General features: G+C 71.6%; 12 protein-coding genes and 1 pseudogene. 5 read left to right on the forward strand and 8 right to left on the reverse strand.

All coding sequences use genetic code 11. The features are described from left to right. Positions 1 to 220: 220 nt before the first annotated feature. A complete protein-coding gene (locus KVA01_RS05140) occupies positions 221 to 1,453 on the forward strand; it encodes an acetate kinase (RefSeq protein ID WP_141269200.1) in 1,233 nt (410 codons plus the stop codon). Between the two features lie 170 nt (positions 1,454 to 1,623). Here the strand turns inward: KVA01_RS05140 and KVA01_RS05145 are convergent, their stop codons facing one another. After that, positions 1,624 to 1,911, reverse strand: a complete 288-nt coding sequence (locus tag KVA01_RS05145) for a hypothetical protein (RefSeq protein ID WP_068467274.1) — start codon at positions 1,909 to 1,911, stop codon at positions 1,624 to 1,626. A 375-nt stretch (positions 1,912 to 2,286) separates the two neighbouring features. Then, a complete protein-coding gene (locus KVA01_RS05150; RefSeq protein ID WP_068467276.1) occupies positions 2,287 to 2,790 on the reverse strand; it encodes a phosphoribosyltransferase in 504 nt (167 codons plus the stop codon). Positions 2,791 to 2,887: 97 nt separating this feature from the next. Here KVA01_RS05150 and KVA01_RS05155 point away from each other — a divergent pair, with 97 nt between their 5' ends. Continuing rightward, a complete protein-coding gene (locus KVA01_RS05155) occupies positions 2,888 to 4,450 on the forward strand; it encodes a nucleobase:cation symporter-2 family protein (protein WP_141269202.1) in 1,563 nt (520 codons plus the stop codon). 258 nt (positions 4,451 to 4,708) lie between these two features. On the opposite strand, the gene KVA01_RS05160 is transcribed toward KVA01_RS05155, so the two are convergent. The 4 genes and pseudogenes from KVA01_RS05160 to KVA01_RS12900 all read right to left on the reverse strand — a co-directional run bounded on the left by KVA01_RS05160 (position 4,709) and on the right by KVA01_RS12900 (position 8,680). Beyond that, on the reverse strand, positions 4,709 to 6,469 hold the full coding sequence (locus KVA01_RS05160; protein ID WP_068467279.1) for an ABC-ATPase domain-containing protein: 1,761 nt from the start codon (positions 6,467 to 6,469) through the stop codon (positions 4,709 to 4,711). A 46-nt stretch (positions 6,470 to 6,515) separates the two neighbouring features. Next, a complete protein-coding gene (locus tag KVA01_RS12895) occupies positions 6,516 to 6,851 on the reverse strand; it encodes a hypothetical protein (protein ID WP_233438767.1) in 336 nt (111 codons plus the stop codon). Positions 6,852 to 6,936: 85 nt separating this feature from the next. Then, entirely contained in the window at positions 6,937 to 7,548 is a 612-nt protein-coding gene (locus KVA01_RS05170) for an HAD hydrolase-like protein (RefSeq protein WP_197461428.1), read from the reverse strand. Between the two features lie 332 nt (positions 7,549 to 7,880). Then, positions 7,881 to 8,680, reverse strand: a pseudogene (locus tag KVA01_RS12900) (alpha/beta hydrolase). 158 nt (positions 8,681 to 8,838) lie between these two features. Between KVA01_RS12900 and KVA01_RS05180 the strand changes: the two are divergent. The 3 genes from KVA01_RS05180 to KVA01_RS05190 all read left to right on the forward strand — a co-directional run bounded on the left by KVA01_RS05180 (position 8,839) and on the right by KVA01_RS05190 (position 14,178). Beyond that, positions 8,839 to 9,921, forward strand: coding sequence for a hypothetical protein (locus KVA01_RS05180; protein WP_068467283.1), 1,083 nt, complete (start codon positions 8,839 to 8,841; stop codon positions 9,919 to 9,921). Positions 9,922 to 9,965: 44 nt separating this feature from the next. Next, the gene (locus KVA01_RS05185; protein ID WP_141269204.1) at positions 9,966 to 12,629 is read left to right on the forward strand and encodes an excinuclease ABC subunit UvrA; all 2,664 of its coding nucleotides are present in this window, start codon (positions 9,966 to 9,968) and stop codon (positions 12,627 to 12,629) included. A gap of 208 nt (positions 12,630 to 12,837) precedes the next feature. Next, positions 12,838 to 14,178: a VWA domain-containing protein gene (locus KVA01_RS05190; protein ID WP_068467285.1), complete on the forward strand. Its 1,341-nt coding sequence runs from the start codon at positions 12,838 to 12,840 to the stop codon at positions 14,176 to 14,178. A 355-nt stretch (positions 14,179 to 14,533) separates the two neighbouring features. Here the strand turns inward: KVA01_RS05190 and KVA01_RS05195 are convergent, their stop codons facing one another. Together KVA01_RS05195 and KVA01_RS05200 are read right to left on the reverse strand one after the other, a co-directional pair. Then, positions 14,534 to 18,142, reverse strand: a complete 3,609-nt coding sequence (locus KVA01_RS05195; RefSeq protein ID WP_068467287.1) for a bifunctional proline dehydrogenase/L-glutamate gamma-semialdehyde dehydrogenase — start codon at positions 18,140 to 18,142, stop codon at positions 14,534 to 14,536. A gap of 228 nt (positions 18,143 to 18,370) precedes the next feature. Then, a complete protein-coding gene (locus KVA01_RS05200) occupies positions 18,371 to 20,455 on the reverse strand; it encodes a glycoside hydrolase family 15 protein (protein ID WP_068467288.1) in 2,085 nt (694 codons plus the stop codon). Positions 20,456 to 20,594: the final 139 nt, after the last annotated feature.

Below are 20,594 nucleotides of genomic sequence, written 5' to 3' on the forward strand. Positions count from 1 at the left end.
GCGGCGCTTCTGGACGAGGTCCGGCAGCCGCGGCGGCGGTGTCCGACCTCACCGGCCTCGAGCGGGATCCGTCGTCTGCTCCGCCCGCCCCGGGCCCTGCTGCGCAGCAGGGCCCGGGCACCCTGCGACAGGCGACGGAGCGCCGTCGTGCCCGGCCCGGGCACAGCCCGCGTGAGATCATGGAGGAGCCATTTCGCCCGCCGATCCCAAGGACCACGCCATGCTCGTGCTAGTCGTCAACTGCGGTTCATCCTCCATCAAGTACCAGGTGCGGGAGGTCGCCCCGGCGGGCGAGGAGCCGGAGGCCTACACGTCCTCGATGCCCGCCATCAACGAGAACGTGAACCTCGCGCGCGCGACCGCCGGTGTGGAGAGCGGCGAGGTCATCACCCAGGGACTGATCGAGAACATCGGCACGTCCGAGGTGCAGAACCACACCCAGGCCCTCGAGATCCTGGCGCGCCGCCTGGAGGAGGAGCTCGGCGGGCGCACGATCGACGCCGCCGGGCACCGCGTGGTCCACGGCGGCGAGCGCTTCTCCGCGCCCGTGCTGGTGAACAACGAGATCATCCGCGCGATCGAGCGCCTCGCACCGCTCGCACCGCTGCACAACCCCGCCCACGCCCTGGGCCTGCGCGCCATCCAGAAGACCTGGCCCGGCATGCCGCAGGTGTGCGTGTTCGACACCGCGTTCCACCGCACCATGCCGGAGAAGGCGTGGCGCTACGCCATCCCGGACGACTGGTACGAGATGCACGGCATGCGCCGCTACGGCTTCCACGGCACCTCCCACGACTACGTGACCGGCAAGGCCTGCGAGTTCCTGGGCATCCCGCGCGAGCAGTTCAACGCCGTGGTGGCCCACCTGGGCAACGGCGCCTCCGCGACCGCGATCCGCCAGGGCCGTTCCTACGACACCTCCATGGGCTACACCCCGCTCGCGGGCCTGGTCATGGGGACCCGCAGCGGTGACCTGGACCCGTCCGTGGTCACCGCCATGCTCGAGCGCAACCCCGGCATGAGCGCCAACGACCTCAACCGCGTGCTCAACAACGAGTCCGGCCTGCGGGGCATCTGCGGCGACTCGGACATGCGCGCCGTGGAGCAGCGTGCGGAGAACGGCCACGAGCGTGCTCAGCGCGCCCTGGAGATGGCCGCCTACCGCCTGGCCAAGTACATCGGCGGGTACCACGTGGCGGTAGGGGGTGCACAGGCCCTCATCTTCACCGCGGGGATCGGCGAGCACTCCCCGATGTTCCGCGCCATGGTCTGCGACCAGCTCGGTGCGCTCGGGATCGACCTGGACCCCGCCCTCAACGAGCACCCCCAGGGGGACGTGGCCCGCATCAGCTCCGAGAACTCCGCGATCGAGGTGCTCGTGGTGAGCACGGACGAGGAACGCGCCATCGCGGAGGCCACCGCCGCACTGGTTTGGGAGCGCGTCAAGAACTAGGGGTCGGAACGCGAGTGCGGCGTGCGGCCAGGGGGCCGGCGTCGTCGTCACCCTCACGGCGGCGGGTGCCCCGGGGGAACGGGCCCAAGCAAGGATTAAGTGCAGCTAACGCCACCTACCGGACGGTAGGTGGCGTTAGCTGCACTCAAAAGTCTCGGAGACAGGCGGCCTCACATCACGTCTCCTCGATCCCGGTACGTCATGATGCCTTTCGCCCCGAAAAATCCATCCTTGAACGGATGCCATTCATTGCAGTGCTGCCTGGTGCTGGTCAGATAGCCCTTGCCCTGGTAGTAACCGATCTTGTAAGCCAGCTGCCGTTCGCAGGCCTGGATGGAGTCCGCCTTGACGGTGACGGTGTGCTCGGTCGCGGAGGCCGCCGGAATCACTCCCGCCAGCAGTGCCCCTGCGGCCAGAACCGTAGCCACTGCACGTCGTGCGCCGCTGTACTTCGCCATGAGTCTCTCCTGCCGATTTTCATGATTATGCAAGATGGTCTTTCAGGATATGGCGTACGCCACAGCATGTTCAAGACCCCCACGCTCTCGGCGCGCTCTTTCCACCAGCCCACCTCAGTCCCCGCCTGCGGAACAGAAGGAAGGCCGTGGGGCGACGACGGCGCCTGGGCGCGGCGCGCGGCCAGGGGGCCGGCGGCGTCGTCGTCACCCTCACGGCGGTGGCAGGTGCCCCGGGGAACGGGTCCACCCGAGCCCGAGCAAGAATTAAGTGCAGCTAACGCCACCTACCGCACGGGAGGTGGCGTTAGCTGCACTTAATAGTCTCGGAGGAGGCGCGCAGGCCGGTCGTGACGACGACGCCGCGGCGCCCGCGGGTCAGCCCCGCTTGGTGACCGGCTCCTGCGCGGACCACGGAAAGACGATCCACTCGTCCGTGGACTTCCAGGAGAAGTCGGGGCGGACCTCCGAACGCGGCTTCTCGTAGATCACCGCGGAACGGCACTCGGCGCCGTAGCCGCGCAGCAGCTCCAGGACGAGGGCGAGGGTGCGGCCGGAGTCGACGACGTCGTCCACGACCAGCACCTTCTTGTCGCTGATGGACTCCGTGTCCAGCATGGGCGCCAGCAGCACGGGGTCCGGGAGGGTCTCGTGGACGTCCGTGTAGAACTCCACGTTGACCGCGTCCGAGAGTTTCACGCCCATCGCGTAGGACAGGGCGCCCGCCGGCAGCAACCCGCCGCGGGCCACCGCGATGATGATGTCCGGCTCGAAGTCCGAGTCCACGATCTGCTGGGCGAGCTCACGGCTGGCGGCACCGAAGCCCTCCCAGGTCAGGATTTCTTTGCTGTTCAGTTCGGCGGAGTCCGCGTGAAAGGCCATTCCCGTAGGTTAGTCGGTTTTCAGGGCACTCAAATGCACGTGGGACGCGCCTACACTTTCTGTGTTCCCCACCTGCCCGTCCCGAACGAGGATCTCCATGGCCAGCAGCGCACCCTCCGCCCCTTCCCACGCGCGGGAGATGCGCCCCGAGGACGAACGCCTGGGCGCCGGTCGCACCGTCGTCTACGCGGTCCAGCACATCCTGACCATGTACGGCGGGCTGATCGCGGTCCCGTTGGTGGTCGCGAGCGCCGCCGGGTACGACGCGCAGACCACCGCCCTGCTCGTCGCCGCCGCTCTGTTCGTGGGTGGTTTTGCCACGTTCCTGCAGGCGTGGGGTGCACCGCGGATCGGTTCGCAGCTGCCGCTCGTGCAGGGGGTGTCCTTCACCGGGATCGCCACGATGCTCTCGGTGCTGGCCACCGGCGGCGGCATCCAGTCCGTGATGGGCTCCATCATGGTGGCCTCCGCGTTCGGCTTCCTGGTGGCGCCGTTCTTCGCACGCGTGCTGCGCTTCTTCCCGCCGGTGGTGACGGGTTCGATCATCACGACCATCGGCATCACCCTGGTGCCCGTGGCGGCGTCGTGGTCCATGGGCGGGGACACCAAGGCCGCCGACTACGGCGGGCTCGCGAACATCGGCCTGGCCGGGTTCACGCTGCTCGCGGTGCTGCTGCTCTCCAAGTTCGGCGGCGCGGTGCTCTCCCGCCTGGCGATCCTGGTGGCCATCGTGCTCGGCACCGTGCTCGCGTGGGTCACGGGCATGGCGGACTTCTCCCAGGTGGGCAGCGGGCCGTGGGTCGCCCTGCCCTCCCCGTTCCACTTCGGTGCGCCCACGTTCCACGTGGCGGCGATCATCGCCATGGCCATCGTGATCCTCGTGAACATGGCCGAGACCACCGCGGACATCCTCGCGCTGTCCGAGATCACGGGTTCCCGCATCAACTCCGCGCGCATCGCGGACGGCCTGCGCGCGGACATGCTCTCCTCCGCGGTGGCTCCCGTGTTCAACTCCTTCACGCAGACGGCGTTCGTGCAGAACGTGGGGCTCGTGGCGATCACCAAGGTCAAGAGCCGCTACGTGGTGGCCCTGGGCGGCGTGTTCATGGTGCTGCTGGGCATGCTCCCGGTCCTCGGCCGGGTGATCGCCGCGATCCCGCTGCCGGTGATGGGCGGCGCCGGGTTCGTGCTCTTCGGCACGGTGATGTCCTCCGGCATCCGCACCCTGGCACGCGTGGACTACCGCGGCGGCATGAACCTGATCATCGTGGCGGTGTCCCTGTCCTTCGGCATGGTGCCGATCGTCGCCCCCACCTTCTATGCCTCCTTCCCCGAGTGGGTGGGCATCATCTTCTCCTCCGGCATCTCCTCCGCCGCAGTGGCCGCCCTGGTGATGAACTTCTTCTTCAACGAGCTCAGCGTCCACAAGAGCTCCACGGAGGCCATGGGCATGGGCACCGTGGGGCTGCGCGTGCTCTCGCCCCGCGAGGCCGGTGCGCTGCAGGACGGCGACCAGTTCGTCGACGGTCGGCTCCTGGACGCCCGCGGCCGGGAGGTCCCCTTCGCCACCTCCCAGGAGCAGTACGACTCGGTCCGCGAGCGCATCAACGCCGGCGAGCTGACCTCCCTGGAGGAGATCCGCCGGGCCGTGCAGGACTAGCGGACGACGACGCCGCCGCGCCCCTGAGCGCGCGCGTTCCTGCCGCCCCCTACCCCCGGTGCAATTACTCCGTTAGTGCAGATTTCGAGCCCAAAATCGGCAACTACTCAGTAATTGCAGGGGTGGCGGCGAGGGTAATGGGTGCGGAGCAGGTCTGGTCGGGACTGCGCGCGCCATCAGCGGGGGTGCGTCAGGCCGAGGCTGTCCCCGGGGCGGGGGTGCGTCGGGTCGGGGGTGCCCCCGCCCAGCGGGGATCCGTCAGCGGCGGACCCGGTGGTAGGCCGCCGCCACGTCCTGCGCGCGCGGAAGCGCCAGGTGGCCGGGGTGGCCCCGGTGGTGGGCGAGGGCGTCCAGACCGTCGCGGGCGACACGGTCCAGGGCGTCGTCGACGAGCCGCGTCAGAGGGGTCTGCCCGTCTGCGGCGCGCTGGACCTCTTCGAGCAGCCGCGCGACCGCCTCCGTCTGGGAGGGGTCCACGAGCTGGGCGAGTGCGGAGACGTCCACGTCCTCCCGGCCCAGCTGGATGGTGTCCAGGCCCCTGCCGCGTGCCGGCTTCTCGCGGTCTCCGCGTCGGTCGGAACCGTGCGTGGAATCCGGGCCGCGACCGGAACCCGAGCGGGCGGCGTCGTTCACGGACCCACCGGTCGGCACGTGCACCCGCAGCTCCCCGAAGGACTCCGCCGGGCGCATGTCACCGGGCCGGGGGAACTCGCGCACCACCTCGCGGGCACGGTCGGTGACGTCCAGGGCGCGGTAGGCGTCCATCGCGATCACCAGGTCCGCGACGTCCAGGAACGCCCCGGACCCGCCCGTGACCAGGATGGACGAGACCCCGCGCTCGGTGTGCAGCGCCCCCACGCGGTCCACGAACGGGGTGATGGGCTCGCGCTCGCCGGGCACCATGGCGCGCATGCGCTCGTCGCGGACCATGAGGTTGGTGGCGCACGTGTCCTCGTCGAGCAGCAGCACCGCGGCCTCCGCCTCGACGGCCTCCACGGTGGCGGCGGCCTGGGACGTGGACCCGGACGCGTTGGACGTGCTGAAGTCGCGGGTGTCCGCGCCGGTGGGGAGGTTGGTGATGAACGGGGAGACGTCCGTGTGGCTCACTGACCGGCCGTCCTCCGCACGCACGGACATCGCGCTCGGCAGGGCGACCACGCGCTCGCGCCCGTCCCCGGGAACGTGGCTGTAGACGCCGCGCTCCAGCGCCTGCAGCAGCGTGGACTTGCCGTGGTAGCCACCCCCTACGATCACGGTGACACCCTCGGGGATCCCCATGCCGCTCACTCTGGAGCCGTCCTCGAGCTCGAGCTCCACACGCAGCTCGGGCGGCGTCACGAACGGGACGGCACCGTGGGCGAGCGGCTCCTCTCGATGGCCGGAGGCACGGGGCAGCACGGCGCCGTCCGCGACGAACGCCACGAGTCCGCGCTGGGGCAGCTGCTCCCGCAGGTGCTGGGCGTCCAGGTGGGCGGTCACGTGGGCCTCGAGGGCGCGGGCGTCCAGGTTCGCGTACCGCAGGGCACGGTCGACGACGCCGGGCAGCACCTCCATGAGCAGCCGCTGCGCCGCGTGCCCCTTGATGCGGCGGCCCGCGGCGGGCAGGGCGATCTCGCAGCGCACCTCCACGTGCGCGTCCGGGGCGGAGGGGTCGGGGACGAGCACGGACGAACGTTCGAGGATCTCCTGCCCGGTGCGCTGGATGGAGATCCCGCCGGTGTCTTTGCCGCCGCGCGGTCCGAGGTCCCTGGCGACCCGGGAGAACTGCCGCGTGAGGAAGTCCCCCGCCGCCACGCGCCGGTCCTTCGTGGCGATCAGGGCCTGCGGGAAGCCCGCCGTGGCCAGCGGCAACCGCACACGGGCGAGGGACGGCGGCGCGTACGGGTCCGACTGCACCCGGTCCAGGAGCAGCTGCGCGTCGCCGATCCGCCACGAGCCCTTGAGCTGCTTGTACGCGCCGTAGCTGTTGCCGTCCAGGCGGCGGAGAGTCTGGGAGAGGTCCGTGCGAGGTGTGTTCATGGGTCCATCGCACCACACGAGCCGGGGTGGAGTCACGGCCCCGGACTCAGCCGACCGGTTGCGGTGCGCTGCGCCGCTGCACCCGCCCCGGCACCACGGCGGCCGCGAAGCACAGGACGTAGGCGGCGGCCACACGCCCCCAGCCGATCCGGCTCAGGATGCCGACCCCCATGACCCCCATCAGCAGCTCGGCCACGGTGGTCGAGTAGCCCATCGCCCGCACGGCGAACAGGGACGCGTAGACGTTCCCGCCCTGCGTCCCCACCGCGTTGAGGAAGGACGCGAGCGTGAACAGCCGCACCGCGGCGGGCAGTTTCGGTCTTCCCGACGACGACGCCGCGGAAGGGGCGCGCGGGGCGGGGTCGGGCGTGACGTGGGTCATGGCGGCTCACCCCATCCCCGGGACCGTCCTGGAGGCAGCCGCCCACGAATCGGCGGCGACCACCCCGGTCGGTACTGCTCGGCGACTACTCCGCGGACATCACCGGGTGCTGCGGCAGGTCCGCGACCGAGTCCAGGACGATGTCCGCGCCCAGGCGGTCGAAGTCCTCGCGCGTGAGGTGCCCGGTCAGCACGCCCACGGAGGTGACGCCCGCGCGCTTGGCGGACTCGACGTCCGCGGCGGTGTCACCGCAGCTGATCACCACGGAGGTGTCCGTGATGTCCATCTCCTCCATGAGCCGCTGGATCATGAACGGCTCGGGACGCCCCGCGGGAACCTGGTCCCCGGCCACGGAGATGTCCACGACGTCGCCGTCGCTCCAGCCCATCGCGTCCAGGATGAGGTCCTTGATCTCGCGGGAAAACCCGGTGGTCATCCCCACGGTGACGCCCCGCGAGCGCAGCTCCCGCAGCGCGTCCTCCACACCCGGCAGGGGCGTGGGAGGGTTCTCGGTGTAGGTGCGGTTGAGCTCCTCACGGAACCAGTTCCACGCCTTCTCGACGGTCTCCTCGCTGGTGTCCGCACCGCCGATGCGCAGCAGGTTCTCGATGGCCCAGTGCTTCTCGGTGCCCATCCACTCCTGGAACTGCTCGTCCGTGTAGTCGGCCCCGAACCGCTCCGTGGCCTCGCGCAGCACGCGGTAGACCTCGTCCGGTCGTCGATGGTGGTGCCTGCCATGTCGAAGACTGCGAGCTAAATCATGTGGGTGACTCTCTTTCGTGGGGTCTTCGGATGCTCGTCCGTTCAGAAGCGTTCTGAACATCCCTCCGTCATCATCGAACCACGTTGCGCAGCCACATGGACAGGCTTTCCGCAGTGAGAACCTCTGTGACCGGGACGAGCAGGACGGTGGCGACCGCCCCGAGCCGGTTCGCGCGGGGCGCGTTGAGCGGCAGGATCCCCACCCCGCCGGCCCTCACCGGAGCCGCCTCGGCCGCCGGGACCGGGGGTGCCGTCGTCCTCCCCCGGTCAGCCCCGCGACACGTGCTGCATGACGAACAGGGCGGCGCGGTCGAGGGCCTGCCCGGCCTCGTCCAGCTGGTCCACGAACGCCTGGAACACGTGCGGCACCCCGGCGGTGACGTCCAGGACCACGTCCACGTCCGCCTCCCGGGCACGCTCGGCGAGGAGTACGGAGTCGTCCAGGAGGATCTCGTCCCCGCCCACCTGGACGAGCAGCGGCGGGAAGCCCGTCAGGTCCGCCCGGGAGATGGGCGAGGCTAACTCTTCGTGAGGATCCGCGCCCTGCAGGTAGCGCTCGCCGGAGGCCTTCAGCGCCTCCTCGGTGAAGAACGGGTCCTTGTCCCGGCGACTGTCCAGGCTCCCACCGGAGCGCAGTGCATTGCCGCCCGGGGAGAAGCACACCACGCAGGCAGGTACGGGTACGCCGTGCTTCCGGGCACTCACCGCCGTCGTCACGCTCATGGCGCCGCCGGCAGAGTCGCCCACCACCGTGATGGACTCCGGCGCCTCACCCTGCTCCACCAGCTCCCGGTACGCCGCGGCGCAGTCCTCCACGCCCGCCGGGAAGGGGTGCTCGGGGCCAGCCGGTAGTCGAAGGAGATCGCGCGCATGCCGGTGCGCAGCACCAGGTGGGCCGTGAGGCTCATGGCCGTCCCCGGGGAGCCCAGGGCGAAGGAGCCGCCGTGGAGGTAAAGGATCGTTCCCGGCCGCGCCTCCCCCTTCGGCTCCACGAGAACGGCCCGGCGACCGGCGAGCTCGACGTCCGTGAGGGTCACGCTGTCAGGCACCGCGAACGCCGCCATCATGGCGGCGAAGCCCGCACGCTGCTCCTCGATCGTCTTGGGCTACTCCCCCGCGGGGGTGCGGGTCAGCATGTGGCGGATGATCTGCTTCTGCTCTGCGCTCATCGCCTCACCTTAACCACCTCCCGTAGGCTTTCCCCAGGACTATGGAAGGCGGCCCCATGAGTGAACCACTGGACCCGGAACTCGCCCGTGCGCTGCGGGAGCCCGCGCGGCTCGTGCGCGCCGATCCCGCGCTGCTGGACGTGGTGCGCGACGGCGGACCTGCCGCCCAGGCGGAGCTGCTCGCCGTGAGCGGGCGGGCTGAGACCCCCGAGGACCGCTACGCCGCCGCGGCCATGCTTGCCGCGCTGTTCGGTGACCGCGGGCCGCTGGACCAGGCGGCGCGCAGCTACGGCAGCACCCCGCCGAGCGAACTCGTGGCGCTGGCCGACGTCCCCGCCCTGCGCCCGGCACTGCGCCGGTCCCTCTCCTCCCCGGTGCTCACCGGCCTGCTCGAGTGGGCCACTACACCGGACGCCGCCCGCCCGCCACTCGAGCTCGCGATGGCCGCCCGGGACCTGCAGCTCACGGACGGCTCCGTGCTGCTCTCGGTCGCGCGCCGCGCGGACCAGGTGGCGCAGGGCGCCAAGCGGTCCCAGCAGGATCCGCTCGCGCGGTTCTCGGAGGTGCTGCGCACCGCGGCGGAGGCGGCGGGCGAAGGCGGGGCCACGCCGTCGTCGTCCCCGGGGCCCGAGTCGCGGCCCACCCCGCAGGACCCGACCACCACCGGCCCGCGGGTGACCACCACGGGCATCCCGGCGTCGGAGATGCTGACCGAGGAGGAGACGCGCGGCGCCGATCCTGACGCCGGCCGCCCGGGTGCCGACTTCCCCGGCACCGGCGTGCCCGTGCGGGACTCCATCGCGGGCCCGCGGGACACCACCGCGCAGCCGCCCGCGGAGAAGGGAAAGTTCTTCGACGCGGACCGGTTCTGGCCCATGGGCCCGCCCCGCACGGACCGTGCGGGCGGCGACCGCGGCGGGGACGACGACGTCGCACCCCAGCCGCCTGCCGACGGCCCCCTCCCGCCGCGCGAACCCTCGACGAACGACCTCTACCACGGTGCGGGCAGCAAGCGCTGGGCGGACCGCGACCCGAACAGCGAGAAGACCCGCGCGGAGGACCGCAACGCGGCCCGCAACTGGGCGATCACGTTCGGGGTGATCGTGCTGATCATCGTGATCCTGGTGGTGCTGCTGTAGCGGACCCCGCCGCGGCGTCGTCGCCTGCGGGTAGCGTGACCGGCGTGAGTATCGAGCAGAAAGAAACCGGTTCCTGGCAGAGCGGCGTGGTGGTGCGCGGTGCCCGCCAGAACAACCTCAAGGACGTGGCGCTGGACCTGCCGCGGGACGCGATCGTGGTGTTCACGGGGGTGTCCGGCTCGGGGAAGTCCTCGCTGGCGTTCGGCACGCTGTTCGCGGAGTCGCAGCGGCGCTACCTGGAGTCCGTGGCGCCGTACGCGCGGCGGCTCATCGACCAGGCGGGCGTCCCGGACGTGGACGTGGTGGAGGGGCTGCCGCCCGCCGTCGCCCTGCAGCAGCAGCGCGGCGGAGGTGGCGCGCGCTCGGACGTGGCCACGATGACCACCCTGTCCAGCCTGGTGCGGATGCTCTACTCGCGCGCCGGCTGGTACCCGCCGGGCCAGGCGATGCTCTACGCAGAGGACTTCTCCGCGAACACCGTGCAGGGTGCGTGCCCCACGTGCCACGGGATCGGGCGGGTGTACGAGGTCACCGAGGACACCATGGTCCCGGACCCGTCCCTGACCATCCGCGAGCGCGCCGTGGCCTCCTGGCCGGTGGCGTGGGCGGGGCAGAACCAGCGGGACATCCTGGTCTCCCTGGGCTACGACGTGGACACCCCCTGGAAGGACCTCCCGAAGAAGGACCGGGACTGGATCCTGTACACGGAGGACCGGCCCACCGTGGGCGTGTACCGGGGGCTGAGCCCCAACGAGACGCGCCGGGCGCAGAAGGACGGTGTGCCGGCCACGTACCAGGGCACGTTCATCGGTGCGCGCCGCTACGTGTTGGACACGTTCGCCAACGCCAAGAGCGCGAGCACCAAGAAGCGCGCGGCGCAGTACCTCTCCAGCGAGCTGTGCCCGGAGTGCCACGGCAAGCGGATCAAGCGGGAGGCCCTGTCGGTCACGTTCGAGGGCCTGGACATCGCGGAGTTCTCGCACCTGCCGCTGGCGCGCCTCGCGGAGATCGCGCGCTCCGTGACCGAGGAGGGCTGGCGCCCCAGCGAGGCGGAGCACCTGGCGGACCACGTGCTCGACGCCGAGGCCCGCGAGGCCTCCACCGCGGCACGGGTCTCGGAGGGCGGAGCCTTGCACGACGCCGCCCCGGACGTCCGGCGCACACCGAACCTCTCGGTCGAGAAGCGTGCCGCCGCGCAGCGCCTGGCGGCGGACCTCGTGGCGCGGCTGCGCCCCATGATCGACCTGGGGCTGGGCTACCTCTCTCTGGACCGCACGACCCCCACGCTCTCCGGCGGGGAGCGGCAGCGGCTGCGACTGGCCACGCAGCTGTCCTCGCAGCTCTTCGGCGTGGTCTACGTGCTGGACGAGCCCTCCGCGGGACTGCACCCCCGTGACCTGGACGCGCTGATCGGGATCCTGCACGGGCTCAAGGACCGCGGCAACAGCGTGTTCGTGGTGGAGCACTCCCTGACAGTGATCCAGCAGGCGGACTGGCTCGTGGACATCGGCCCCGAGGCCGGCGAGCGCGGCGGCCACGTGCTCTACAGCGGCGCCCCCGAGGGTCTGGCGGACGTGGCCGAGTCCGCCACGCGCCGCTACCTCTTCCCCGAGCACGCCCCGGCGGCCGGGACGCGCGAGCTGCGCGAGGCCCGCGGCCACCTGGAGCTGCGCGGGGTCACCCGCAACAACCTCCGTGACCTGGACGTGAGCTTCCCGGGCGGGTGCCTCACGGCGGTCACCGGCATCTCGGGATCCGGCAAGTCCAGCCTGGTCAGCCAGGCCCTGCCGGTCCTCGTGCGCGAGCGGCTGGGCCACCGGGCCCCGGAGGGCACGGAGATCACGGGGGACCCGGAGGCGGACCTCCTCACCGCCGACGACGCCGCGGACGACGTGCGCGGCACGGTCGCCGCCCTGCCCGCGGGCGTGCGCCGCGTCATCGTCATCGACCAGAAGCCCATCGGCCGCACGCCGCGCTCGAACGTGGCCACCTACACGGGCCTGTTCGACGCCGTGCGCAAGCTCTACGCCGCCACGGACGAGGCGAAGCGGCGCGGGTACAAGGCCGGCCGGTTCTCGTTCAACGTGACCGGCGGGCGGTGCCCCACGTGCGAGGGCGAGGGCAGCGTGATGGTCGAGCTGCTGTTCCTGCCGAGCATCTACGCGCCGTGCCCCGACTGCCACGGCACCCGCTACAAGGCGGAGACGCTCGAGGTGCTGTGGCGCGGGCGCTCCGTGGCGGACGTCCTGGCCCTGAGCGTGGACGAGGCGCACGAGTTCTTCGAGGGCGAGGACGCCATCCACCACACCCTGGGCGTGCTGCGGGACGTGGGCCTGGGCTACCTGCGGCTCGGCCAGCCCGCCACGGAGCTCTCCGGCGGGGAGGCCCAGCGCGTCAAGCTCGCCTCCGAGCTGCAGCGCGCCTCCCGCGGGGACACCCTCTACGTCCTGGACGAGCCCACCGCCGGACTGCACCCCGCGGACAGCGACCGCCTGCTCTCCCACCTGCAGGGCCTCGCGGACGCCGGCAACACCGTGATCATGGCGGAGCTGGACATGCGCATGGTCGCGCAGGCGGACCACGTGGTGGACATGGGCCCCGGCGCGGGCACGGACGGCGGGCGGGTGGTCACCGCGGGCACCCCGCACGACGTCGCCGCGCACCCGGACAGCGCCACCGCGCCGTACCTGCGGGCGGTCCTCGGCTGATCCGGCCCCGGCATGCGGGCCGTGTGCGGGGCAAGAAACCGGGTGACCGGCCGCGGCGTCATCCGCGGTGCCCCGGCGGCGTCGTCCCGCGCGGACCCCGTACTCTTGTCCCTGGGGAAGACGTCACGCGGGTCACACTGCGGTGGCGAGGGGAACACGTGAGCGTCGCCGTCCGTTGGGGACCGGGCGCTCCGGAGGGGACACCGAGATGACCGAGCCTGAGACGCACCGGGACCGCGGAGCGCACCGCGCCGAACGCCGCGGCCCGAGCGGGACCGTGCTGGTGTGGATCGCCCTGGCGGTCGTGGCCGTGCTGCTGCTGCTCGCGGCGGTCTTCCTGATCCCGCGGGGTGACGACGACGCCGCTGGCAACAAGCCGTCGGACGCCGGTTCCACGAGTGCCGCCGCAGCCCCCTCCGGGGCAGGAACCGCGAAAGGTGACGAGCCCGTCGTCGTCGGCCGCGGCGAGACCCGCGCGAAGACCTGGTCCGCGCTGCTGCAGGACAGCGGCGTGGCTCTCGGTCGGCCCCAGGACGACGCCGGCACGCGCGGGCTGGTCTCCCGCGCACTCGGTGAGGCGGCGGGCGGCACCGCGGACCGCACCGCCACGGACGAGGCCCTGAAGTTCCGCGCCCGCACGGAGGGCGACGCCGCCCCGGTGCGCAGCGCGGCCGAGCGCCTCGACCAGCTCGCCGGCAACCCCACCGCCTCCGCCTCCGCGGAACCGACCCCGCTGAGCCCCGCACTGGCGGCGGGTGCGGCCTCCGGCGGACCGCAGCCGAACACCACCGTGGTCTCCCGCGCGGACTGGGACGACTACCACTCCAAGCACTCGGACACGGACCTCGTGGCGAGCACCCCCGCGGACACGGACGCCCCCACCGCGGACGACGCCACCCTGCAGAAGGCCCTCGACCAGTGGGCGCACCTCGCCGAGGCGTTCCACGCGCTCGTGGCGATCGACGCCTCCGGGTCCATGGCCGCGAAGGTCTCCGAGGACGGCTCCACCCGCATGGACCTCACCAAAGCGGCCGCCCAGACCGCGGTGAAGCTCTTCCCGGACCACGACGAGCTGGGTCTGTGGAAGTTCGGGCGCGAGCTCGACGGCACCAAGGACTACAGGGAGCTCGCCCCCGTGCGGGAGCTCAGCGAGACCGTTGACGGCACCACCCAGCGGGACGCCCTCGCCAAGGACGTGGACGGGCTGACCTACTACCCCAAGGGCTACACCGGCCTCTACGACACCACGCTCGCCGCCTACCGGCAGGTCCTCAAGGACGACGCCCCGGACCACCTCAAGACGGTCATCGTCCTCACGGACGGCATCAACCAGGACGCCGGGTCCATCGGCCTGGACGAGCTGCTGACGAAGCTCAAGGACGAGCAGGACCCGGACAACCCGGTACGCATCATCACCGTGGGCATCTCCCAGGACGCGGACGAGACCGTGCTGCAGAAGATCGCGGCGGCCACCGGAGGCTCCTCGCACATGGCCCGTGCGCCGGAGGACATCCAGGACGTGTTCGTGAAGGCGCTGACGAGCGAGTAACCCGGCGACGCCCCGCCGCGCGCTTCCGCGGGATCGGTTCACTCTGAGGTGTAGTTCTGACAGAAAAACCCGCCGCCCGGGAGTCAGAACTACACCTCAGAGTGCTTCCGGTCGGGGCTCGCGCCGGGGCGAAACATCTGGGGCACGATCTGCCCACAGAATCGCCCGTTCCGTGGGCAGGTTGCGCCTCAGATGTCGCGCCGCGGCCCCCGCCCCGAGCGTGCAGGTCCTATGGCGCTCAGGCGGTCATCGGCACCCGGGCCGCCCGCCGTCGCCACCACCCAGGGACGACGACGGCGGGCCGCCACCCCGGTCTCCCGGAGGCGCGGCCCGCCGCACGTGCACGGTGCGTGGATCAGCGCACCAGCTCGTCCACCACCCGCTGCATGGACTGACTGTGGTTGCCGAAGCGGTGCATCGTGATGGACACGGCCTGTTCGGCGAGCATGTACATCATCTCCATGCGCCCGGCGCCCACCACGTCGTCCGTGATGAGGGCGATGTCCGGGTGCTCCGCGCGCACCGCGTAGAGGCTCGCGAGGTCCTCGTCGGTGCCGTCCCACGGGGAGATCACGCGAACGCGAGCTCCGTGGCGGACGTCCAGGGCGTCGTCGTCGAGGGCACGCAGGTCCGCGAGCTGGCCGAGCGCGCCCAGGGAACCGGTGTCCAGGGCGTGTGCGAACTCCTCGTCCGTGGCGGGGTTCAGCACGGTGGCGAACAGGCCGTTGACCGCCGCGGGCAGCGAATCGGCGGCGCTGAGCACCACCTGCGAGCCCGAGCGAACGGCCGCGAGACCCACGCGCAGAACGTCCGTGAGCGAGGCACCCTCACGGGCACGGACGATCACGGTGCGGGGACGGTAGCGGAACAGGTTGGCCTCGCTGCGCAGGGCAGTGGGGTCCTTCACCTGGCCGAACTCGCGCTGCCACTCGGACTGGTCCGACTGCGCGGCTCGGCGCAGCCACACGAGGTCCTCGTCCGAGAGCAGCGGGGTGACGCTGTCCAGCGCCCGGTGCACCCGCGGGTCCAGGACCCAGGCGCCGGCCGCACCGCGGTCCGTGCTCGAGGATGAGAACGGGGCCCGGGTCCACCGGCCGAGCGAGGCCAGGTAGTTGGGACCGCCGGCCTTGGCGCCGAGGCCCACGGAGGAGCGCTTCCAGCCGCCGAACGGCTGGCGCTGCACGATCGCCCCGGTGATGCCGCGGTTCACGTAGAGGTTGCCGGCCTGAACGGTGTCGATCCAGCGCAGGATCTCGTCCGCGTCCAGCGAGTGGATGCCCGCCGTGAGCCCGTAGTCCGTGGCGTTCTGCAGCTCCACGGCCTCGTCCAGGCTGTCCGCGGACATGAGCCCCAGGACGGGCCCGAAGCACTCGGTGAGGTGGAAGAAGGACCCGGGCTTCACACCCGTGCGGATTCCGGGGCGCCACAGGCGGCCGGAGTCGTCCAGCTGCTTGGGCTCGATCAGCCACTCCTCGCCCGGTTCGAGCTCGGTGAGGGCCTTGAGGAGCTTGCCCGCGGGCTGTTCCACGGTGGGGCCCACGGTGGCCTGCAGATTCACGGGCCAGTCCACGACCATCGACGACGCGGCGTCCACGAGCTGGCGGCGGAACCGCTCGGACTTCGCGACGGAGCCCACCAGGATGCCGAGCGACGCCGCGGAGCACTTCTGTCCCGCGTGGCCGAAGGCGCTGGAGACGAGGTCCCACACGGCCTGGTCGCGGTCGGCACTGGGGGTGATGACCAGGGCGTTCTTGCCGGAGGTCTCCGCGGACAGCGGGCGCTGCGGGTCCCAGGAGGCGAAGAGCTGCGCGGTCTCGTACGCGCCCGTGAGGATCACGCGCTCCACGTCCGCGTGGGAGATGAGGGTCTTGCCGGCCTCACCCTCCACGGCGTCCACGAGCTGCAGCACGTCGCGCGGCACACCGGCCTCCCACAGCGCCTCGCACACCGCGGTGGAGCAGCGGCGGGACTCGGGGGACGGCTTGTGGATCACGGCGGAGCCGGTGGCCAGGGGTGCTACGGTGGTGCCCGTGGGGATGGCCAGCGGGAAGTTCCACGGCGGGGTCACCACGGTCACGTGGTGGGGCACGAAGGTGCCGCCGTCCACGAACTCCAGCTCCAGGGCACGGCGCGCGTAGTAGCGGCAGAAGTCCACGGCCTCGGAGACCTCGGGGTCACCCTGTTCCAAGACCTTGCCGGTCTCCGCACCGGCCACGGCCATCAGGTGCCCGCGCCGCGCGGCGAGGATGTCCGCGGCGCGGTTGAGGATCTCCGCGCGCTCACGGGCGGGGGTCTCGGCCCAGCGCTTGCCGGCCTCCTTGGCGGTGGCCACGATGTCGTTGACCGCCGCGACGGCCTCGTCCGAGTCCTGGTCCATGTCCTTGAGCAGCTCGGGGGTTGCCACGGAAGCGTACCACTCGGCACTGCCGATCTTCTCCGCCAGGGTCTCCGCCCAGCGCTGGTTCGCGGAGACGGAGACGTCCGTGTCCGGTTCGTTGCGGAACGGCTCGTCCAGCGGGAGCGTGGCGCTCTCGCCCACGGTCTCCGCGGTACGGTCCTGGTTGCGACGCGGCGCGGGGGCCTGCGGGTCCGTCTCCAGCGCGGCCAGGGCGGCACGGAAGCGGCCCTCCTCGCGGCGGAAGACCCAGTTGTCCGGGCCGAGCTCGAAGATCCCCGACATGAAGTTCTCGTTCGCGGAGTTCTCCTCGAGCCGGCGCACCAGGTAGGACACGGCGACGTCGAACTCCGCGGGCTTCACGGCCGGCACGTAGAGCAGCAGCTGGCCCACGTCCGTGGACACGGCCTCGCTCTGGCTCGTGGCCATGCCCTGCAGCATCTCGAACTCGATGCGGTCGGTCACTCCCCTCTCGTCCGCGAGCAGGTGCGCGAAGGCGATGTCGAAGAGGTTGTGCCCGGCCACGCCCAGGCGCATGCCCGTCATGCGCTCGGGGTGGAAGAGCCAGGAGAGCACGCGCTTGTAGTTGGTGTCCGTGGCCTGCTTGGACTCCATGGTGGCCAGCGGCCAGCCGTGCATCTCCGCGTCCACGTTCTCCATGGCGAGGTTGGCGCCCTTGACCAGGCGAACCTTGATCTGGGCGCCGCCGTCCGCCACGCGCTGTGCGGACCACTCGGACAGCCGCTGAATCGCGCCGAGGGCGTCCGGGAGGTAGGCCTGCACCACGATGCCGGCCTCGAGGTTCTTCAGCTGCGGCTTGTCCAGCAGGCGCTGGAAGACCTCGATGGTGAGCTCCAGGTCCGAGTAGACCTCCATGTCCAGGTTGATGAACATGGTGCCGGTGCCCTTGGTGGCGGCGGTCTCGTACAGCGGCAGCAGCCGCTCGACCACACGCTCGGCGGTGCGCTCGAAGCCCCAGTGGGACAGCTGCGGGACCACGGAGGAGACCTTCAGGGAGACGTAGTCCACGTCCTCGCGGCGCAGCAGCCCCTCGGCGTCAGCGAGGTGCTTCTTGGCCTCGTCCTCACCGAGCACCTCCTCGCCCAGGAGGTTGATGTTCAACCGGTGACCGTGCTGCTTGAGGCCCTTCACGGACTTGCCGAAGGGCCCGGGGCGGGCGTCCACGACCATGTGGCCGACCATCTGGCGCAGCCGCGTGCGCGCGGCGGGGACCACCACGGAGGGCAGCGCGCCGGCGAGCACGGTGCCCGCCTGGATCTGCGCCCGGTCCGCGGCGGGCATGGACTGCGGCGCCAGCTTGGCGATGTCCTGCAGCGCCTTCGCGGCCGCCCTGGTGTCCTCCGTGCGGATCACACGGTCCACGAAGCCCACCGTGAACTCCAGCCCGTTGGGGTCCTGGAGCACGGCCGCGAGGCGGTCCTCGGCGGGGTTCTTCTGCTTGTTCTTGCGCTGGTTCTCCTGCGCCCTCTGCAGCCACGTGCGCACGAGGTCCACGGCGGGATCGGCCAGAGCGTGAGGGTCGGTTCCGGTATTGACGGTGCGTGCCATTGCAGCGCCTCCAAAGTCTCGGCCCGGGAAAGGTGCCGAGGCACTCCCTCGGCCACCAGCCGAATCCCTCCGGGCCAGGCGTGGCTGGTGGCATCACGCTACCGCGCGGGCGCCGTGCGCGAGTAGTCGGCCTCACAGCAGCCTGCAACACACCTCACGCGGGGCTCTGCCACGCCGACGACGCCGCCCGCTCGCCCGCTTCTCGCGGCGTCGCGCCCGGGCCCGCGCTCAGGAGAGCTCGGCCTGCAGGATGTCGAGCACCCGGATCAGGTGCAGGTGCGCCCCGGTCTGCGGGAAGTTCCCGGTGGCCCGGTGCTGGGAGGGGGAGTAGGTGGCGGCGAGCAGCCCCAGTTCGTTGGCGGTGCCGAGCACGAGGTCCGTGAGCCGCACGGCCTCCCGGGTGTGCCCGCACATGGCCAGCTGCTCGGCGAGCTGCAGCGTCGCGGAGGTGGACGGCGCGGACTGGCCGGTGAAGCCGTCCTGGCCGATCGAGGAGGCGAAGGCCTCGGCGTCGTCCAGGTCCGTGAGCTGCGGCAGGTTGCGGTAGCGGTGCAGCAGCCCGGAGCGGTCCGTGAGCTCCGTGCGGATGCGCTTCACGGTGCCGAGCATGCGCTCGTCGTCGTAGGCCACGAAGCCCACCGTGGGCAGCTGCAGCAGGGAGGCGTCCACGTCCGTGGAGCCGTAGTACTGCACGAACGAGCCGACCTGCGGGTCGTAGCCGCTGGTCCAGATCTCGTGCGCGAGCTGGTCCCGGTGCTCCTCCCAGGTCTCCACGTCCCCGGGCAGGCCGTGGATGCGCACGGCGTCCACGCCGGCCTGCATGGCGGCCCACATCATCACGCGCGAGTGCGTGTAGTACTGGGGCTCACCGCGCATCTCCCAGATGCCCTGGTCCTTCTCTTCGTAGTTGGCGACGACGGCGCGCAGCAGCGCCTGCTGCAGCGGCCAGGACAGGTGGTCCTCCTGCACCCCGCGCCGGCGCAGCATCTCGAAGACCCGCAGCACGTGCCCGGCCACGTCCGACTGGTAGTGCAGACCGGAGGAGTTGCCGTCGCGCACCGGCCGCGAGCGCTCGTAGCCGGGCAGGTCCACGAGCCGCTCCCGGATCTGCCCGGAGCCGTCCAGGGTGTAGACGTTCGAGGGGTTGTTGACGTCCCCGGCGACCGCACGCAGCAGCCAGTTGCGCAGCTGGGCGGCCTCGCGGTCGTGCCCGTGGTCGAGCATGACCTCCAGCCCCAGGGCGGCGTCCCGGGGCCACGCGTGACGGTGGTCCCAGGTGCGGTCCCCGCCGAGCACCTCCGGCAGCGAGGTGGTGTCCGCGGCGATCAGACCGCCCGTGGCCTGGTGCATCAGCCCCCGGACCACGAGCAGGCTGCGGCGGATGATCTCCGCGGGGGTGTCCTGGGTCGCGGAGAAGGTGAGCTCGCGCGCGGAGGCGGTGCCCGGCGTCGTCGGCTCCCCCTGCCCGCCGGCCACGGCGTCCAGGCGGCCGGTGGCGACGCCGCCCGCGGCGCCTCCCACGGGCACCGCGCCGGTCCCGGTGAGGTCCGTGCTCTCCGCGGAAGTGGGATCCGTGAGGGGGTCGTACGGCTCGTAGAGGTCCGTCCACTCCTGCCAGACGTTCAGGGTGGTGGTCAGCGTCTCGTTGACGTCCACCGCCTCCGGGGGAACCCCGTGGGAGGGGAACCACGTGAGGGTGAAGTCCCGGGTCTGGCCCGCGGCCACCTTGAACGAGCCCGCGTGACGGCGCTTCGCGGGGTCCGGGTCCGCCTCCGGGAGGGGGTCGCCGTGGAAGACCACCGAGTCCGGCCCGGCCATGCCCACCAGCACGGACTCTGCGGCGGCACCGGACTCCTCGGCGTCCTCCTCGAGCATCTCGAAGCGGGTCAGCCACGGCACCGACGAGCCGTAGTTGAAGCGCAGGCGCAGGTCCTGGAACATCTCCACCTCGCCGGTGAGACCCTCCACCCGGCGGATCAGCTCCGTGCGGGAGGTCAGCGGCATGAAGTCGGTGACACGCACCGTGCCGGTGTCCGTGATCCACACCGTGTGCAGCACGAAGGTGCTCTCCGCGTAGAACCGTTCCACGGTGGTGACCCCGGGCAGGGACATGTCCACCTGGGCGTCGTCGTCCACCGCGCAGGCCGGCGCCAGCAGCCACCGGCCGTGGTCCGGGGAACCCAGCAGGGCCGCGAACAGCGCCGGGGAGTCGAAGCGCGGGACGCACCACCAGTCCACGGAGCCGTAGCGCGAGACCAGCGGCCCGCTGCGCATGTTCGACAGCAGGGCGTAGTCCTCGATCTTGGAAGCCATGCCCCCAGAATTCCACAAACGCCGCAGCGCCTCACCCCGCGCAGACCCCTCGCCGGGAACTGCTGGCCGTTCGGCCAGGACACCGCCCGCGCGCCATCGATAGCCTGGGCAGGACCTGGGCGTCCCTCCGGACCCTCGA

Origin of the sequence: Kocuria varians, assembly GCF_006539885.1 — a bacterium.
Taxonomy (GTDB): domain Bacteria; phylum Actinomycetota; class Actinomycetes; order Actinomycetales; family Micrococcaceae; genus Kocuria; species Kocuria varians.

Coding starts and splice junctions, on each gene's coding strand:
- KVA01_RS05145 (WP_068467274.1), bottom strand. CDS start 1,911: ATGGCGAAGTACAGCGGCGCACGACGTGCAGTGGCTACGGTTCTGGCC.
- KVA01_RS05150 (WP_068467276.1), bottom strand. CDS start 2,790: ATGGCCTTTCACGCGGACTCCGCCGAACTGAACAGCAAAGAAATCCTG.
- KVA01_RS12895 (WP_233438767.1), bottom strand. CDS start 6,851: ATGACCCACGTCACGCCCGACCCCGCCCCGCGCGCCCCTTCCGCGGCG.
- KVA01_RS05180 (WP_068467283.1), top strand. CDS start 8,839: ATGAGTGAACCACTGGACCCGGAACTCGCCCGTGCGCTGCGGGAGCCC.
- KVA01_RS05160 (WP_068467279.1), bottom strand. CDS start 6,469: ATGAACACACCTCGCACGGACCTCTCCCAGACTCTCCGCCGCCTGGAC.
- KVA01_RS05155 (WP_141269202.1), top strand. CDS start 2,888: ATGGCCAGCAGCGCACCCTCCGCCCCTTCCCACGCGCGGGAGATGCGC.
- KVA01_RS05200 (WP_068467288.1), bottom strand. CDS start 20,455: ATGGCTTCCAAGATCGAGGACTACGCCCTGCTGTCGAACATGCGCAGC.
- KVA01_RS05190 (WP_068467285.1), top strand. CDS start 12,838: ATGACCGAGCCTGAGACGCACCGGGACCGCGGAGCGCACCGCGCCGAA.
- KVA01_RS05195 (WP_068467287.1), bottom strand. CDS start 18,142: ATGGCACGCACCGTCAATACCGGAACCGACCCTCACGCTCTGGCCGAT.
- KVA01_RS05140 (WP_141269200.1), top strand. CDS start 221: ATGCTCGTGCTAGTCGTCAACTGCGGTTCATCCTCCATCAAGTACCAG.